Origin of the sequence: Streptomyces sp. DvalAA-43 (assembly GCF_900091725.1) — a bacterium.
Taxonomy (GTDB): Bacteria; Actinomycetota; Actinomycetes; order Streptomycetales; family Streptomycetaceae; genus Streptomyces; species Streptomyces pulveraceus.
This window is the reverse complement of the sequence record NZ_FMBW01000064.1, coordinates 209,778-225,291: the sequence shown is the minus strand read 5'-3', so window position 1 is coordinate 225,291 and position 15,514 is coordinate 209,778. Positions and strand designations below refer to the sequence as shown.

General features: G+C 72.0%; 12 protein-coding genes. 6 read left to right on the top strand and 6 right to left on the bottom strand.

What is annotated here, in order from left to right; all coding sequences use genetic code 11:
- Positions 1 to 110: 110 nt before the first annotated feature.
- On the top strand, positions 111 to 1,442 hold the full coding sequence (locus tag GA0115234_RS26880) for a peptidoglycan DD-metalloendopeptidase family protein (RefSeq protein WP_093546723.1): 1,332 nt from the start codon (positions 111 to 113) through the stop codon (positions 1,440 to 1,442).
- Here GA0115234_RS26880 and GA0115234_RS26875 read toward each other — a convergent pair.
- Positions 1,412 to 2,602, bottom strand: a complete 1,191-nt coding sequence (locus GA0115234_RS26875; protein WP_093546720.1) for a DMT family transporter — start codon at positions 2,600 to 2,602, stop codon at positions 1,412 to 1,414. The two genes, GA0115234_RS26880 and GA0115234_RS26875, sit on opposite strands and share 31 nt — an antisense overlap.
- Before the next feature lie 225 nt (positions 2,603 to 2,827).
- Here GA0115234_RS26875 and GA0115234_RS26870 point away from each other — a divergent pair, with 225 nt between their 5' ends.
- From GA0115234_RS26870 to GA0115234_RS26860, 3 genes are all read left to right on the top strand, one after another.
- A complete protein-coding gene (locus tag GA0115234_RS26870) occupies positions 2,828 to 3,508 on the top strand; it encodes a (2Fe-2S)-binding protein (RefSeq protein WP_093546717.1) in 681 nt (226 codons plus the stop codon).
- A 160-nt stretch (positions 3,509 to 3,668) separates the two neighbouring features.
- The gene (locus GA0115234_RS26865; RefSeq protein ID WP_161275668.1) at positions 3,669 to 6,278 is read left to right on the top strand and encodes a PA14 domain-containing protein; all 2,610 of its coding nucleotides are present in this window, start codon (positions 3,669 to 3,671) and stop codon (positions 6,276 to 6,278) included.
- Between the two features lie 132 nt (positions 6,279 to 6,410).
- Positions 6,411 to 8,774, top strand: coding sequence for a GH92 family glycosyl hydrolase (locus tag GA0115234_RS26860; protein ID WP_093546711.1), 2,364 nt, complete (start codon positions 6,411 to 6,413; stop codon positions 8,772 to 8,774).
- A 41-nt stretch (positions 8,775 to 8,815) separates the two neighbouring features.
- Here GA0115234_RS26860 and GA0115234_RS26855 read toward each other — a convergent pair whose 3' ends face one another.
- From GA0115234_RS26855 to GA0115234_RS26845, 3 genes are all read right to left on the bottom strand, one after another.
- Positions 8,816 to 9,271 (bottom strand): ATP-binding protein, encoded by a 456-nt coding sequence (locus GA0115234_RS26855; protein WP_093546708.1) that lies wholly within the window; start codon positions 9,269 to 9,271, stop codon positions 8,816 to 8,818.
- Positions 9,272 to 9,371: 100 nt separating this feature from the next.
- On the bottom strand, positions 9,372 to 10,997 hold the full coding sequence (locus GA0115234_RS26850) for a sensor histidine kinase (protein ID WP_093546704.1): 1,626 nt from the start codon (positions 10,995 to 10,997) through the stop codon (positions 9,372 to 9,374).
- Positions 10,994 to 12,256 carry a fused response regulator/phosphatase gene (locus tag GA0115234_RS26845; protein WP_370804575.1) on the bottom strand — a complete coding sequence of 421 codons (1,263 nt, stop codon included), beginning with the start codon at positions 12,254 to 12,256 and terminating at the stop codon, positions 10,994 to 10,996. The genes GA0115234_RS26850 and GA0115234_RS26845 overlap by 4 nt, the downstream gene beginning before the upstream one ends.
- A 266-nt stretch (positions 12,257 to 12,522) precedes the next feature.
- On the opposite strand from GA0115234_RS26845, the gene GA0115234_RS26840 reads away from it, so the two are divergent.
- The gene (locus tag GA0115234_RS26840; protein WP_093546698.1) at positions 12,523 to 14,007 is read left to right on the top strand and encodes an SDR family NAD(P)-dependent oxidoreductase; all 1,485 of its coding nucleotides are present in this window, start codon (positions 12,523 to 12,525) and stop codon (positions 14,005 to 14,007) included.
- A 348-nt stretch (positions 14,008 to 14,355) separates the two neighbouring features.
- Positions 14,356 to 14,535 (top strand): hypothetical protein, encoded by a 180-nt coding sequence (locus GA0115234_RS26835; protein ID WP_093546695.1) that lies wholly within the window; start codon positions 14,356 to 14,358, stop codon positions 14,533 to 14,535.
- 86 nt (positions 14,536 to 14,621) lie between these two features.
- Here the strand turns inward: GA0115234_RS26835 and GA0115234_RS26830 are convergent, their stop codons facing one another.
- Both GA0115234_RS26830 and GA0115234_RS26825 read right to left on the bottom strand, forming a co-directional pair.
- Positions 14,622 to 14,996, bottom strand: a complete 375-nt coding sequence (locus GA0115234_RS26830) for a fluoride efflux transporter FluC (protein WP_093546692.1) — start codon at positions 14,994 to 14,996, stop codon at positions 14,622 to 14,624.
- Positions 14,993 to 15,463, bottom strand: coding sequence for a CrcB family protein (locus GA0115234_RS26825; RefSeq protein WP_093546689.1), 471 nt, complete (start codon positions 15,461 to 15,463; stop codon positions 14,993 to 14,995). The genes GA0115234_RS26830 and GA0115234_RS26825 overlap by 4 nt, the downstream gene beginning before the upstream one ends.
- Between the last annotated feature and the right edge of the window lie 51 nt (positions 15,464 to 15,514).

The window sequence follows — 15,514 nt, the reverse complement described above, 5'->3', positions numbered from 1 at the left end:
CTGCTGGGCCGGACGTGCCCGGCGGCCCGTCGCTCTCTTGTCATCGGCCTTTGCCTGCACATAAGTTGGGCGCTTGCGACGTGTCCTACTGCCAGTGGGGGAGCCAAGTCATGGCCGCGAACGGACGGCACCGCAGATATCAGCCCAGCCGGATCAACCGTGCCTCGCTCACGGTCACCGCAGGCGGTGCGGGCCTCGCGCTCCCGCTCATCGCGGCGGCCTCGGCGGGTGCCGCGTCGGCGGACGTCTGGGAGAAGGTCGCCGCCTGCGAGTCCACCGGCAACTGGCACATCAACAACGGCAACGGCTACTTCGGCGGCCTGCAGTTCACCCGGTCGACCTGGGCCGCCTACGGAGGCACGCTCTACGCCCCGCGCGCCGATCTGGCCACCAAGGACCAGCAGATCGCCATCGCCGAGAAGGTGCTCGACGCACAGGGACCGGGCGCCTGGCCGGGCTGCTCGACAAAGGCGGGGCTGGCCCGCGGCGGGCAGAGCGCCGACATCAGCCCGCAGTCGCAGCGGACCGGTCAGGTGCGGACCCCGGGCAAGTCCGCTTCCGGCACGACCGCTCCGGAGAAGACCGCTTCCGGCACGTCCGCCTCGGGGAAGTCCGCTACCGGGAAGCCGACGACGAAGCGGACCACCGCCCCCGCCACGCCGACCACCGTGCCCGGCAAGCGCGAGTCGTACACCGTGGCGCGCGGCGACTCGCTCTCCGCGATCGCGGCGAGCGAGCGCCTCCGGGGCGGTTGGGAGCACCTCTACGCGCAGAACCGCGAGGTCGTCGGGGACGACCCCGACCTCATCCTTCCCGGGCAGCGCCTGAGCCTGGACACGGCCCGGTCGGGCACGTCCGCGCAGGCGAAGCCGAAGGCCGGGCCGAAGCCCCGGAAGGCCGCCGTACCGGAGCAGCGACCGGCCGCCGCACAGCACCAGGAGGCGAAACCGCAGCACGACACCGCGAAGCAGAAGGCCAAGCCGAAGCCGCATCCGAAGAAGACCGAGAGCCACCGGCCGAAGGAGCACACGGAGCAGCGCGCCGGTCTCGTCGCCCCCGTGGCGGCCGGTATCGGCACCTCGTACCGCCAGGCCGGCTCCTGGGCCAGCGGCTACCACACCGGGGTCGACTTCCCCGTCCCGACCGGCACATCGATCAGGGCGGTGGCCTCCGGCACGGTGGTCTCGGCGGGCTGGGGCGGGGCGTACGGCTACCAGGTCGTCATCCGGCACGGCGACGGCAAGTACAGCCAGTACGCGCACCTGTCCGCGCTGCACGTGCGTGAGGGCCGGCACGTCTCGGCCGGCCAGCGGATCGCCCGCTCCGGCTCCACCGGGAACGTCACGGGCCCGCATCTGCACTTCGAGATCCGCACCGGCCCCGGCTACGGGTCGGACATCGACCCGTTGGCCTACCTCAGAGCGGGCGGCGTCAGCGTCTGAACGCCCCCCGGGGGCCCGTCCGCGTCCTCGGAAGCGGCAGGCCCCGCGGCCGGGCGGCCCCGCCGCTCCGCGGAGTCGTACGACGACGGCCCCGGCCCGAACGCCACCCGGCCCAGATGGTCCAGCGGCATCCGCACGGGCAGTGCACGCGCCGTGGCGGACGCCTCCGGGACCGGGTCCGCCACCGGCTCCGCAAACACCTCGGCACCGGCCCCGGCGTCCTCGCCCGGAGCCTTTGTCCCGACCGCCGGAGCCTCCTCCGCGGCCGCCCCGACCGCCGGGGCGGCCGGGAGTGCGGTGCCCGCCGCCCGCGCGGCGCGCTGCTCCGCGCCCAGCCGCTCCGACGTGAGCAGGATCAGGCCGCCCGCGGCGACCACGGCGCAGGCCGACGCGAGCACGGTCCCGGCCGTGCCGTGCCGGAACTGCTCCCCGAACATCGTGATGCCGACGATCGCGGCTATCACCGGGTTCACCACGGTCACCGTCGCCAGCGGCGCCGTCAGCCCGGCACCCCGGTACGCGGCCTGGGAGAGCAGCAGCCCGGCGGCCGCGAAACCGGCGATGGCCAGCAGCGCCGGGAGCTGCGCCGTCACCGCGCCGGAGGCCCACCCCACCGCCACCGTCTTCACGAACACCGAGGCGATGCCGAACGCGATGCCCGCCGCCCCGGCCAGGACCACGCTCCGTACCACCGGCCGCCGCACGCCCGTGGAGACCAGGGCGAGCAGCGCGATCGCACCGAGCGTCACCCCGGCGACCATCAGCTGATCCGAGCCGTTCAGGGAGTGCGACTCGGCGTTCCCCGTGAGCGCCAGCAGCCCCGCCAGACCGACGGTCGCCATGATCGCGCCCCGCCAGGCGGTGGCCCCGGCCCGGCGGCGCACGAAGAGCGCCGCCATCGGCAGGGCGAAGACGATGGTCAGCGCGCCGAGCGGCTGGACGAGACTGAGCGGGCCGTAGGCCAACGCCACCACATGGAGCACCGCGCCCCCGCCGTTCAGCGCCACGGCCGCCCACCAGACGCGGTTGCGCAGCGGTGCGAGCGAGCTGCCGTCGCCGGTGGTCGCCACGCGCTCCTGGACGATCGCCCCGGCCGCGTACGCGACCGCGGAGACCAGTGACAGCAGCACGGAAAGCGCAAGGGAACTCATGTACACCACGATGTCCCTTCGACGCGGCCGCGTCGTCGTCCTTGAGACGGCGATCGGGCGTACTGCTTTGGTAGTACGGCCGTAGTCCCAGTGTCCTCCTACGGTGGGTAGTCCTCCCTCCGGAGGACGCGGGGTCCCTCGCCGCGCGGGGTTACGGTGAACGACGGACGGGGCGCGCCGGGGCGTTCCCGCAGCCGGGTCCGGCGGCCGGAACGCCGGGAAGGAGCACATGCGATGGACGGGTCCGCGGCGGCCTCGGTGGGCGGATTCTTCGCGCTGCGGACCACCGCGCCGCCCGACGGCGCACACCGTCCGCTGGCCCGGCTGTACACGGGGGAGTCGGCTCCGCTCACGGCCCGCATCGACACGGTCGCCGCCCGGCTGGGCACCTCCGAGCGCAGAGTGGCCGCCTCCGTCGCACACCTGGGGCTGGCCTCCCGGCTCTGGTCGGTGGCGCTCGGCCCGGCGGCCCTGACCGGACACTTCCCCGCGCTCCCGCCCGGCGCCCTTTACTGGGACCCGGGGCAGCCGGCCCCCGACGATCTATGGCTGGACGGGGTCGAGTCGCTGCCCGGCACCGCCTGCCGGATCCGGGAGGCCGTCCAGTACGGCCACCTGGTGCCCCTTGCCGAGGCGATCCACCGGGACGGCCCCCTGTCCGACCGGCTGCTGTGGGGCAACGCCGGTTCCGCGCTGGCCGGAGCCCTGCGCCGGCTCGTCGCCTGGGCGCGTACCCACCGCCGCCCCGACGTGGCCGCGCGGGCCCGCGCACTGGCGGCCGAACTCTTCGACCACCCGGACCTGCGGAACACCGGCGCCCCGCACGACGCGGCGTTCCGCCGCCGCAGCTGCTGTCTGTACTACCGCACACCGGGCGGCGGCCTGTGCGGCGACTGCGTCTTCGAGAGCGCCTGACCCGGCACCGCCCCGCCGGACGGAAGCCGCGCTTCCCTCTCGATTTGTCATGTACCTGGACAGCGGCTCGGATGTCGTGCTGTCATGCCAACTGCCGTTCCTTCCAACGTTGTACATCCTGTTGCAACGAGCCGCCACCCTTCCTCAGCTAGGAGGATCCGTGCGCATCAGAAAGAACCTGGTACTGCTTCTCGCCGCAGTTCTCGGCGCCGCCGGTCCGGCCGCCGTGCCCACCGCGTCGGCCGCCCCCGACCCCGCCGGCTCCGTCGAGGTGCACGGCCTGAAGGGCGAGTACTACACCCAGTCCGCCCCCGGCGCCTTCGACTTCGGGCAGCTCAGGGCGACCGGATTCGATCCGGACATCGACTTCCCGACGCTGGAGCCCCGGCTGGCCTCGGCCACCGGACAGAGCGACGACGTCAGCATCCGGTGGACCGGAAAGATCGTGCCGGAGAAGACCGGCGCCCATCTCTTCTCGATGATCGGGGACAACGGCTTCCGGCTCTGGATCGACGGGAAGCCGGTCGTCGACCACTGGGTCGACGACTGGGAGAAGGAACAGACCTCGCAGCCGGTCGAGTTGACCGCGGGGGAGGCGTACGACCTCAAGGTGGAGTTCTTCGAGCACGAGGGAGGCTCCAACCTCCACCTGAAGTGGACCGAACCGGGCGGCACCAAGGTCCCCGTCCCGCAGTCCGCCTTCCGGCTGCCCGACGGCTTCGTGTACGACGGGGCCATCGCCGCCACCGTGCTCGCCGACGGCCGCACCCTCAAGCTGGACTTCGCGCAGAAGCTCGGGAAGCCGCCGGCCGGGCTGGCCGACCACCTCGACGCCGTGATCGGCGGGGCCGAGTGGCCGCTCGGGGCGGTCGAGGCCGACCCGCAGGACGCGCAGAGCCTGACCGTCGCGCTCAAGGAGCCGGTCGTCGGCAACAAGGCCGGCAACGCCACCGGCCTGGCCGACGTCCGCTACGACGGCGAGGGTGCGCTGGCCGGTGAGGACGGCAAGCAGGTCGGCGCCTTCTGGGCCGGCGGGTCGAACCACTCCACGCACGAACTCACCACGGAGTGGGCCGACGAAGTGGGGCCGGACAACGCCCTCCCCGAGTACCCCCGCCCCCAGCTCACCCGCGACAACTGGCAGAACCTCAACGGTTCCTGGGAGTTCGCCGCGGCCAAGGCGGGGGAGCGGCCCCCGGTGGGCAGGAGGCTCGGCGAGAAGATCCTCGTCCCCTACCCGGTCGAGTCCCAGCTCTCCGGGATCGAACGGCATGAGGACCGCATGTGGTACCGCCGGACCTTCACCGTCCCGAAGAACTGGAAGGTCGGCTCCGGCAAGCGCCTCCAGCTCAACTTCGGGGCCGTCGACTGGCAGTGCGAGGTGTACGTCAACGGCCACGAGGTCGCCGAACACAAGGGCGGGTACGACAAGTTCAGCGCCGACATCACCGACGCGCTGAAGCCCGGCCGTACCCAGGAGCTCATCGTCGGCGTCCACGACCCGACCGACGCCGCGAACGGCGAGAACCCGCCGATGGGCAAGCAGCGCCTCGACCCGAGCGGCATCTGGTACACCCCCTCGTCCGGCATCTGGCAGACGGTGTGGATGGAGCCGGTCGCCGCCGACCACGCCGACTCGCTGAAGATCACCCCCGACGTCAGGGAAGAGAAGGTGGCCGTCGAGGTGCGCGGGGTACGGGACGGGGTGCCCGTCACGGCGACCGCGTACGACGGGAGACGCAGGGTCGCGACCGTCGGCGGACGCACCGGTGCCGCACTGGACCTGCCCGTGCCGGACCCGCATCTGTGGTCCGCCGGTGATCCGCATCTCTACCGGCTGGAGGTCCGCGTCGGCTCGGACCGGGTCGGCAGCTACTTCGGGATGCGGTCGATCGCCGTCGAGAAGGTGAACGGCACCCCGCGCACCGTCCTCAACGGCGAGCCGGTCTTCCTGATGGCCACCCTCGACCAGGGATTCTGGCCCGACGGACTGCACACCGCGCCCACCGACGAGGCCCTCGCGTACGACCTGAGGATGCACAAGGCGATGGGGTTCAACTCCGTCCGCAAACACATCAAGGTCGAGCCCGACCGCTGGTTCTACTGGGCGGACAGGCTCGGCCTGCTGGTCTGGCAGGACATGCCCGCGATGAACACCGTCGACCCGTCCGCCGCCGCCCGCGCCGAGTACGAGCGCGAGATGAAGGAGATGATCGACGAACACTCCAGCCACCCGTCCGTCGTCATGTGGGTCACCTTCAACGAGGGCTGGGGCCAGTACGACCAGGCCCGCATCGCCGACCAGGCCAAGTCCTGGGACCCGACCCGGCTGGTGAACAACATGAGCGGGCTCAACTGCTGCGGCGCGGTGGACGGCGGCAACGGCGACATCGCCGACGCGCACGGCTACCCGAGCCCCGCGCTGCCGGGGCCCGACGGACGGCGCGCCCTGGTCAGCGGCGAGTACGGGGGGCTCGGTCTGGCCGTACCCGGGCACGCCTGGGCCGTACAGCAGTCGTACATCGCGGTCGACCCGGCCACCTACACCGACGACTACCTGGCCAGGCTCGCCGAGGTGCGCAAGCTCGCCTGCCAGGGAAGCAACGGCGCCGTCTACACCCAGATCTCGGACGTCGAGGGAGAGTTGAACGGGCTCCTGACCTACGACCGCCGGATCGTGAAGCCCGACGTCGGACGGATCCGGGCGGCGCAGGACGCACTCGTCCGCGATGCGTCGAAACCGGTCGTGGCCGGGTGCCCCGCCGCCTGACCCGCAACGGTCCCGCGGTCCGTCCCGTCCACCGGGGGCGGGCCGCGGCGCCCGGTCGGCACCCTTGACGCACCTCGCCGGGGAACCAAGAATGAGCGCGCTCTGACAACGTTGTCCAAGGAGGAGTACCCCATGCACCGGACCCCATGGCCACGACTCCGCGGTCCCGCGGCCGCGCTCGCCGCCGTCGCGCTCCTCGGCGGTTTTCTCACCACCGGGGCCACCGCCCAGGCCGCGCCCCGCGCAGATGAACAACTGACCGACCTGGTCAACCCGTTCATCGGCACCCAGAACGAGGGCAACACCTACCCCGGCGCCTCCGTGCCGTTCGGCATGGTGCAGTTCTCCCCGGACACCGGCCACAACACCGGCTACGACTACGGCGAGAACCACATCCGCGGCTTCTCCACCGTCCATCTCTCCGGCGTCGGCTGCGGTCTCGGCGGCGATCTGCCGGTCCTGCCCACCACCGGGGACATCGCGGAGACCGACTACGCCCGGTACGCGGCGGAGTTCAGCCACGACGACGAGCAGGCCACCCCCGGCTACTACCGGGTCGGGCTGAAGACCGGGATCGGCGCCGAACTCACCGCGAGCAGCCGCACCGGTGTGCAGCGCTACACCTTCCCCGCCACCGACAAGGCCAACGTCCTGCTCAACGCGGGCCAGTCGCTGCACCGGACACTCGCCTCCGAGGTCGAGATCCTCGACAACCGGACGGTACGGACCGCGATCACGGGCAGCGGCTTCTGCCAGGACACCAAGCCGTACACGCTCTACACGGTCACCCGCTTCGACCGGCCGTTCACCACCTCCGGTACCTGGAACGGCGGCACCGTCACCGAAGGCTCCAGGAAGTCCTCGGCCGCCGGGGACCGCAACGGCGCCTGGCTGCGCTTCGACACCACGAAGGACCGCACCGTCGAGGCCACCACCGCCCTGAGCTACGTCGACGCCGAGGGCGCCGCGCGCAACCTCCGCGCCGAGGGCGGCCGCGGCTTCGACCGGGTCCGGCACGCCGCTCGGCAGGCCTGGGAGAAGCGGCTCGAAGGCGTGCGGGCGCAGGGCGGCGGTGACCAGCTCCGCCGCACCTTCTACTCCTCCCTCTACCGTTCCTTCCTCGCCCCCAACATCGGCAGCGACGTCGACGGCCGCTACACCGGCTGGGACCAGCGGATCCACCGCGCCGTCGGGGCCGACGGGGCGTTCACCTACTACCAGAACTGGTCGCTCTGGGACACCTACCGCACCCAGGCCCAGCTGCTCTCCCTGCTCGCCCCGCGCGAGTCCCGGGACATGGCGCTCTCGGTCCTGCGGATCGACGCCGAGAGCGGCTGGCTCCCCAAATGGGGCTACGGCACGGTCGAGACGAACATCATGACCGGCGACCCGGTCACCCCCTTCCTCACCAACGCCTACCAGCAGGGACTGCTGAAGGGGCACGAGGAGGAGGCGTACCGCGCCCTGAAGAAGAACGCCGACGGAGTGCCACCCGCCGACTCCGCCCCCGTGGGCCGCGAGGCCAACGTCCAGTACCTCAAGGACGGGTTCGCCCCGTACATCAAGGACCGCCCGCACACCAAGCCCGGCGACTCGGACTACGACCACGGCGCCTCCGCCACCCTGGAGTACGCGCTGTCCGACGCGATGCTCGGCGAGATGGCCCGCGACCTCGGCCACGCCGCCGACGCGAAGCGGTACGCGGAACGCTCCCGGAACTACCGGAAGATCTTCGACCCCTCGACCGGCTTCTTCCGCGCCCGCGACACCGCCGGTGCCTTCACCGGGCCCGCCGACCCGGCCGAGAGCGAGGGATTCCACGAGGGCACGTCCTGGCAGTACCAGTGGCTCGTCCCGCAGGACCTGCCCGGCATGGTCGCGCTGATCGGCGGGAAGGCCGCAGCCAACCAACGGCTCGACTCCTTCTTCGCCTATGACGAGCTGCTCGCCGACCCCGCGAAGACCGCCCGTGAGGTCTGGGTCAACGGCCCGTACGCGTACTACAACGCCGACAAGTACAACCCGCAGAACGAGCCCGACCTGATCGCCCCGTACACCTATCTCTCCACCGGCCGGCCGTGGCAGACCACCGATGTGGTGCACGCGGCCCTGACCCTGTTCACCGACGCCCCGACCGGCATGACCGGCAACGACGACCTCGGCACCATGTCCGCGTGGATGGTGCTCTCCGCCATCGGTGTCTTCCCGGTCCAGCCGGGCACCGACACCTGGGGGCTGTCCACGCCCGCCTTCGAGCGCGTCGACATCAGGCTCGACCGCCGCTACTACCCGCGCGGATCGTTCACGGTCAGCGCACCCGGCACCTCGGCCACCGACCGCTACATCCAGTCGGCCCGGCTCGACGGTACGGCGCGCTCGCGCACCTATCTGACCACCGACGACATCCGCTCGGCCCGCTCGCTCTCCTTCACGGTGGGCAGCCGTCCCTCGGACTGGGGCACCTCCGACGCGGACGCGCCGCCCGCACTGGGCTGAGCGTGGTCGTGGGGCGGGCGGCGTCCCGCCCGCCCCACAGCTCAGCTGCTCAGTTCGAACTCGGCCCGGATGCGCTTGCCCACCGGCACGCGCTCGGCGGTCAGCCGGTCGCACAGTGCCACCACGATCTCCATGCCGTGGCCGCCGGGGCGCGTCGGGTCGGGGGAGTAGAACAGCGGCAGAGCGGTGCTGGAGTCGTACACCGTGACGCTGACGCGCTCCGCGGTGCCCTCCAGCTCCAGCAGATACGGGCCCTGGCTGTAGCGGTCGGCGTTGGTGACCAGCTCGCTCACCGCCAGCAGCAGGTCGCTGCGGGTGTGCTCACCGAAGACCGCGAGCCATTCGGCGGCCAGCCGGACCAGGAAGCGGTCGGCCAGCGCCCGTGCCTGCGCGATGCAGCCGGGCTCGCCGTCGAACACCTCGGCGCTGTGCAGAACCTCCGTGGACCGGTCCGGGCAGGGTCGGTCGGCCGGTCGCGAGGTGACCTGTTCGTTCATGTGCTCCAGCCAGGGGTGACGCAGGGGTGTTCGGTGACAGCTTCTCGGTGTCCGCCTACCCGCGGCGAACGGTCCCACTCCGGGCAGAACCCGGTAGATCTCAACCATGGCAGGACCGCCCCGCCGCGGTCTCCACAACGGGCGGTTCCGCCCCGGCGTGCGCCGGGGCGTCGGGGGCGACCGGCAGCGTGAAACGGATGCGGGTGCCTTCGGAGGGCTCCTCGTCCAGCCAGATCCGGCCTCCGTGGAACTCCACGATCTTCCTGCACAGGGCCAGGCCGATGCCCGTTCCCTCGTAGGCGTCCCTGCCGTGCAGCCGCTGGAAGATGACGAACACCTTCTGCGCGGACTCGGGCGCGATGCCGATGCCGTTGTCCGCCACCAGGAAGTGCCAGTCCTCGCCCTCCCGCACACAGCCGACGGTGATCCGGCACGGCACGTCCGGCCGGCGGAACTTCACCGCGTTGCCGATCAGGTTCTGCCAGACCATGGAGAGCGCCGTGGCGTCCCCGGTCACCTCGGGCAACGGCCCCTCCCGTACGACCACGGCCCCGGACTCCTCGACGACCAGCGCCAGATCGGCCAGCGCCCGGTCGAGGGTCCGGTCGAGGCCGACCGGCTTCCACTTGTCGTGCACCCGGCCCACACGGGAGAAGGTGAGCAGATCGTCGATCAGCACCTGCATCCGGGTCGCGCCGTCCACCGCGTAGTCGATGTACTGCCGGGCCCGGTCGTCGAGCGAGGCCGCGGCCCGCTTCTCCAGGAGCCGGCAGAACGAGGCCACCTTGCGCAGCGGCTCCTGCAGATCGTGCGAGGCGACATAGGCGAACTGCTCCAGCTCCGCGTTGGACCGGCGCAGCTCCTGGGCCTGTTCCGCCAGCAGCTTCTCGCGCTCCTGGGAAGCGGCGAGCTCCCCGACGATACGGCGCCGCATGTCCTCGACGGCCGCCGCCACCGCGCGCACGTCCGAGGGGCCACCGACCTCGATCCGGTTGCGGAACGCCCCCGAACGGACCGTGTCGGAGGCGGCGGTCAGCCTGTTCAGCGGCCGCCCCACCATCCGGTGCAGCAGGAGGCCCAGCGAGACCACGGCCAGCAGGAAACCCACGACCAGCGCGATGAACACCTGGTCCCGGGTGGTGCGGGCGGTGCCCAGATCGGCGCGGGCCCGGTCGCGCGCCACGTCGAGGTGGGCCTGCTGGGCCGTGTACAGCCGCCGCAGCGTGTCGAATTCGTCCTTGCTCCGCCGGATCGGGGACGAGGACTCGGACGCCGGACCGTCCCGGCGGACCTCGGCGATCAGCGGCTCGGCGTGCCGGCCGCGCCACTCCCGCGCGGCCTCGGCGATCCGGTCGAGATCGTCGGCGAAGGGCTGCTCGTCCCCGACGAGCGCCCGCATCCGGGCCAGCCGGTGGCGCTCGTCCCGCATCCCCTGTTCGTAGGGGCGCAGGAAGGTCGTGTCACCGGTGAGCGCGAAACCGCGGACCCCGGTCTCCTGGTCCAGCAGGGCGTTCTGCAACTGGAAGGACGACGAGCGGGCGGGCTGGATGCGGTCCACCAGCTCGGTGGTGCGGTCGGACATCCGGGACAGCACCAGGCCGCCGGCGACCGATCCGGCGCAGACGACCAGCACGAAGACGGCGAGGATCAGATGGACCCAGTGCTGGACCGACAGACGCGAGGCCGGGCGGCGCCGGGCCTCCGGCGCCGCGTCACGCGTGCTCATCGCGCGCCGCTCCGACCCCAGCCCAGGTGGAGCACGGCCACGTCGTCCGCGAGACCGCCGTACGGGGACGCAGCCCCCGCGGCCTCGTCGACCAGGGCGTCGACGAACTCGCGGGCCGCCAGCGCCCCGTGCCCACGGGCCAGGGCGAGCAGGCCCTCCTCGCCCAGCCGGGTACCCGGGCCCGAGCGCCCTTCGAAGAGGCCGTCCGTGAACAGCACGATCCGGCCGTCCCCGGGGAGGGCCAGCTCCGAGGCGCTCCACCGCTCCGTCCCCGTCCCCGGCACCAGACCCAGCGCCATCCCGGGCTCGGGCTCCTCCCAGCTCACCCGGGCACCGCCGCGCATCAGCAGACCGGGGTGCCCGGCCCGCACCACCCGCACCCGGCGCCGGTCCGGGGCGAAGGCCAGCGTGGTGACGGTGGCGAAGACATGCGGGTCGGACCGCTCGGCGACCAGGATCTCCTCCAGCAGCCGGACCTGTTCGAGCTGGCCGGTCGCGCACAGCACCGCCGTACGCCACGCCACCCGCAGACAGACCCCGAGCGCGGCCTCCGCCGCCCCGTGCCCCGACACATCGCCGATCACCGCGTGCACCGTGCCGTCGGCCGTCTGCACCACGTCGTAGAAGTCCCCGCTGAGCAGGGCGTGTGCCCGGCCCGGTTCGTACCGCGCCACCGCCTCGAAGGAGTCGTCGAGCAGCAGGGGCACGGGCAGCAGACCGCGTTCGAGGCGGGCGTTCTCCTGGGCCATCAGACGATTGGCGCGCAGCGCCGCCGCCGCCCGCTCGACCTGCTTGCGCTGGAGGGCGTACCGGACCGAGCGGCCCAGCGCCTCCGGATCGAGCCGTCCCTTGACGAGGTAGTCCTGGGCACCGGTCGCCACGGCCGACAGGCCCGTATCGGCCTCGGCCCGGCCGGTCAGCACCACGATCGCCGCGTCCGGTGCCGACTCGACGATCTGGGTGACGGCGTCGAGACCGAACACATCGGGCAGATGCAGATCGAGCAGTACGCAGCACGGCGTCCGGCTTCCGGCCAGGAACCGGCGTGCCTCCGTCAGGGTCTTGCACCAGGTCAGCGCGGAGTCCAGTTCACTGTCCGCGAGCATCTCCTCGACCAGGAGCGCGTCCCCGGCGTCGTCCTCGACCAGCAGGATCACGGCGTCGACGTCCCACACCGAACCCTGACCCGCCGGGGGAGCGCCCTGCTGCACGGGGACGACCGGTCCCGCCGGAGAGCCGCCCGCGGGGAGTCCGGCCACTCTGCACCCCCCTTGTCGTACGCACGGCACGGCCCGTCCCCGGCCGTATGGCAGCGAAGCATATGTGACCGCCCCGTGAAGGAGCCTCCGGGGCACAGGCGGCGGTGACCCGCCCAGGTCACCCGCCCGGGGACCGCGCCGGAGGGCCGTGATGTCACGCGAACGGAGCAGTATCCGGTGCATGGCAGACTTGATCGGGGCGTTCGGCCCGGCAGGAACAGGCACGGCGGTCGGCGCCACGCGAGACGGATGACAGAGGAACGGCAATGACGGTGACAGAGGACAGCCCGGAGCTCGCTCCCGGTACTGAGGAGTTCGGTCCCGGTATCGACCCGGAGCGGCTGGCCGTCTGCCTGAGCGTGCTCGACGAACTCGACACCATCGAGGTCGACCACCCCGACGCCGTCACCGTGCGCCGCGCCACGGCCGGGATCTACCGCACCGTGAAGCAGCGCCGCCGCCAGGAGCGCCGCGCGGCCAAGACCGCGCACGACAAGGCGGTCACCGAAGCCACCGCGACCGGCTCGGCCGACCGGATCGACGACGAGACCCAGGGCGTCCTGCCGTCGTCGTCCGCCCAGGCCGAGATCGCGGGCGTGCTCCAGCGGCCCCGCTCCTGCTACATCTGCAAGGCCAGGTACGTGGAGGTGGACGCCTTCTACCACCAGCTCTGCCAGCCGTGCGCGGCGGAGAACCGCTCGCGCCGCGACGCGCGCACCGACCTCACCGGCCGTCGCGCGCTGCTGACCGGTGGCCGGGCGAAGATCGGCATGTACATCGCGCTGCGGCTGCTGCGCGACGGAGCCCACACCACCATCACCACCCGCTTCCCCAACGACGCGATCCGCCGCTTCAAGGCGATGCCGGACAGCGACGAGTGGATCCACCGGCTGAAGATCGTCGGCATCGACCTGCGCGACCCCGCCCAGGTCGTCGCCCTCGCCGACTCGGTCGCGGCCGAGGGTCCGCTGGACATCCTGATCAACAACGCGGCGCAGACGGTGCGCCGCTCCCCGAACGCGTACAGCGAACTGGTCAACGCCGAGTCCGCGCCGCTCCCGGCGGGCGAGCTGCCCGCCGCCGAGGTCATCGGCACCTTCGGCAGCGGCACCGTCGACCGGGTCGCGGCCCTGCCGGCCGCCCGCAAGGAGGGTCTGAGCGCACAGGACGTCACCGATCTCGCCCTGGTCACCGGCTCAGCCTCGCTGGAGCGGATCGCCGCCGGAACGGCGATCGACGCGGGCGGACTGGTGCCCGACCTGCACGACACCAACAGCTGGATCCAGACGGTCGAGGAGGTCGAGCCGATCGAGCTGCTGGAGGTCCAGCTCTGCAACTCCACCGCCCCGTTCATCCTGATCAGCCGACTCCGTCCGGCCATGGCGGCGACGGCCGCCAAGCGGGCGTACGTGGTGAACGTCTCCGCGATGGAGGGCGTGTTCAGCCGCGGCTACAAGGGCGCGGGCCACCCGCACACGAACATGGCCAAGGCCGCCCTGAACATGCTCACCCGCACCAGCGCCCAGGAGATGTTCGAGAAGGACGGCATCCTGATGACCGCCGTCGACACCGGCTGGATCACCGACGAGCGCCCGCACCCCGACAAGATCCGGCTCGCCGAGGAGGGTTTCCACGCCCCGCTCGACCTGGTCGACGGCGCCGCCCGCGTCTACGACCCGATCGTGCGCGGCGAGGACGGCGAGGACCTGTACGGCTGCTTCCTCAAGGACTACGCGCCGGCCAATTGGTAGTCGTCCGGGCGATGCGCCGGGCATGAGCCGCCGGGGACCCGGCCGGGAGTCGCTCCCGGCCGGGTCCTTTCCATATCCGGTGGCTGAAAGTGACCTAGAGCACACATTCCATCGAGCGCGGAAGCGCTCATTTGGTTACTCTGATGTGAACGGACGTCATCGAGGAGTCCACAAACCTTCCTCGACCGTCCCGGGACAGACTTGTCAACCAAGTCGTCGTCCCGCCAACGTACCCGGCGCCACCGCGACCGAACTGTTCTTGCCCCTGCCCCATGCGGGTGGTCGATCCCGGCAATGAGGCCGGTGCATCGGCGACGCCCGGGGCTACGCGACACAAAGGAGTGCGCGGTGACGACACCGGAACTGACAACGAAGCACGAGAAGCGGCCGGCCGATCGGTACGGAGAGCGGGCCCGCAGGCCCGAGAAGCTCCGGAACATCGAGGTCTGGGCCAGGTCCGCACCGATCAGGCTGGCCGGCTACGAGGACGACCTCGCCGAGCCGCACATCCTGCCCGGCATCGACTGACTCCGTCTCACACCCTGGCACCGGAACCCCCGAGCTCCGGCCCGCATCGTGCGGGCCGGAGCTCGCCGGGTCCGGGCGCCCGCCGTTCACAGGGCCGCACGCGCCACGGCCGCCCCCGCGAACGACAGCCCGACGCCCGCACCGACGGTGAGCGCCAGATACCCGGCCGCCAGCGCCACCCGCCGGGCCGACGTGAAGGTCAGCAGCTCGTACGAGAACGTCGACCAGGTCGACAGGGCGCCGCAGAAGCCGACGGCGAGCAGCAGCTGGAGCCGGTTCCCCAACTCCCCGTCGGTCACCGCCTCGGCTAAGAAACCGAGAAGCAGCGCCGCCCCCGCGTTGGCCGCGAAGGTGCCCCACGGAAAAGCGGTGTGGAGACGGAATTTGGCGTCCACACCCAGCAGATAACGCACCGGAGCGCCCACCAGCCCGCCCGCGGCCACCAGCAGCCAGTCGGTCATCGGGCACCGTCCTGGAGCGCGTAGCCACGTCCGAGGACCGCGTGCGCGCTGAACGCGCCCGCCGTCACGGCCGCCAGGGCCGCCACGATCGTCAGCAGCAGACAGCCGACCGCGTAGCCGGGGCGGCCCTCCCCGAAGAGCTGCCGCACATTGTCGGTGTAGTGGGAGAACGTGGTGAACCCGCCGAGCAGGCCGGTGCCCAGCAGCGGACTGATCAGCCGGGGCGCGCCGGGGAAGCGCCGCTTCAGGGTGACCATCAGGACACCCATGAGGAAGCAGCCCACGGTGTTGATCAGCAGAACCGTCCACGGGAACGCCGCGGCGCCGGTCGGCCAGAGCCGCTCGGCGCCGTAACGGGCCACGGCTCCCGCGGCACCGCCGATCGCGACGGCCGCCACGACGGCCGGCTGCGCCCCGGGATGGTGATCGGGGTGGGTCTGATGGTGCAGCCGCATCCTTGGGGACATCCGGCGAACCTAACGAGCGGATCCGGACACCGGGGCGCAGCACGCGGAACG

Bases quoted from the DNA above. Each gene is read 5' to 3' on its own strand.
- GA0115234_RS26880 (WP_093546723.1), top strand. From the start codon at position 111: ATGGCCGCGAACGGACGGCACCGCAGATATCAGCCCAGCCGGATCAAC.
- GA0115234_RS26870 (WP_093546717.1), top strand. From the start codon at position 2,828: ATGGACGGGTCCGCGGCGGCCTCGGTGGGCGGATTCTTCGCGCTGCGG.
- GA0115234_RS26860 (WP_093546711.1), top strand. From the start codon at position 6,411: ATGCACCGGACCCCATGGCCACGACTCCGCGGTCCCGCGGCCGCGCTC.
- GA0115234_RS26855 (WP_093546708.1), bottom strand. From the start codon at position 9,271: ATGAACGAACAGGTCACCTCGCGACCGGCCGACCGACCCTGCCCGGAC.
- GA0115234_RS26850 (WP_093546704.1), bottom strand. From the start codon at position 10,997: ATGAGCACGCGTGACGCGGCGCCGGAGGCCCGGCGCCGCCCGGCCTCG.
- GA0115234_RS26840 (WP_093546698.1), top strand. From the start codon at position 12,523: ATGACGGTGACAGAGGACAGCCCGGAGCTCGCTCCCGGTACTGAGGAG.
- GA0115234_RS26830 (WP_093546692.1), bottom strand. From the start codon at position 14,996: ATGACCGACTGGCTGCTGGTGGCCGCGGGCGGGCTGGTGGGCGCTCCG.
- GA0115234_RS26825 (WP_093546689.1), bottom strand. From the start codon at position 15,463: ATGTCCCCAAGGATGCGGCTGCACCATCAGACCCACCCCGATCACCAT.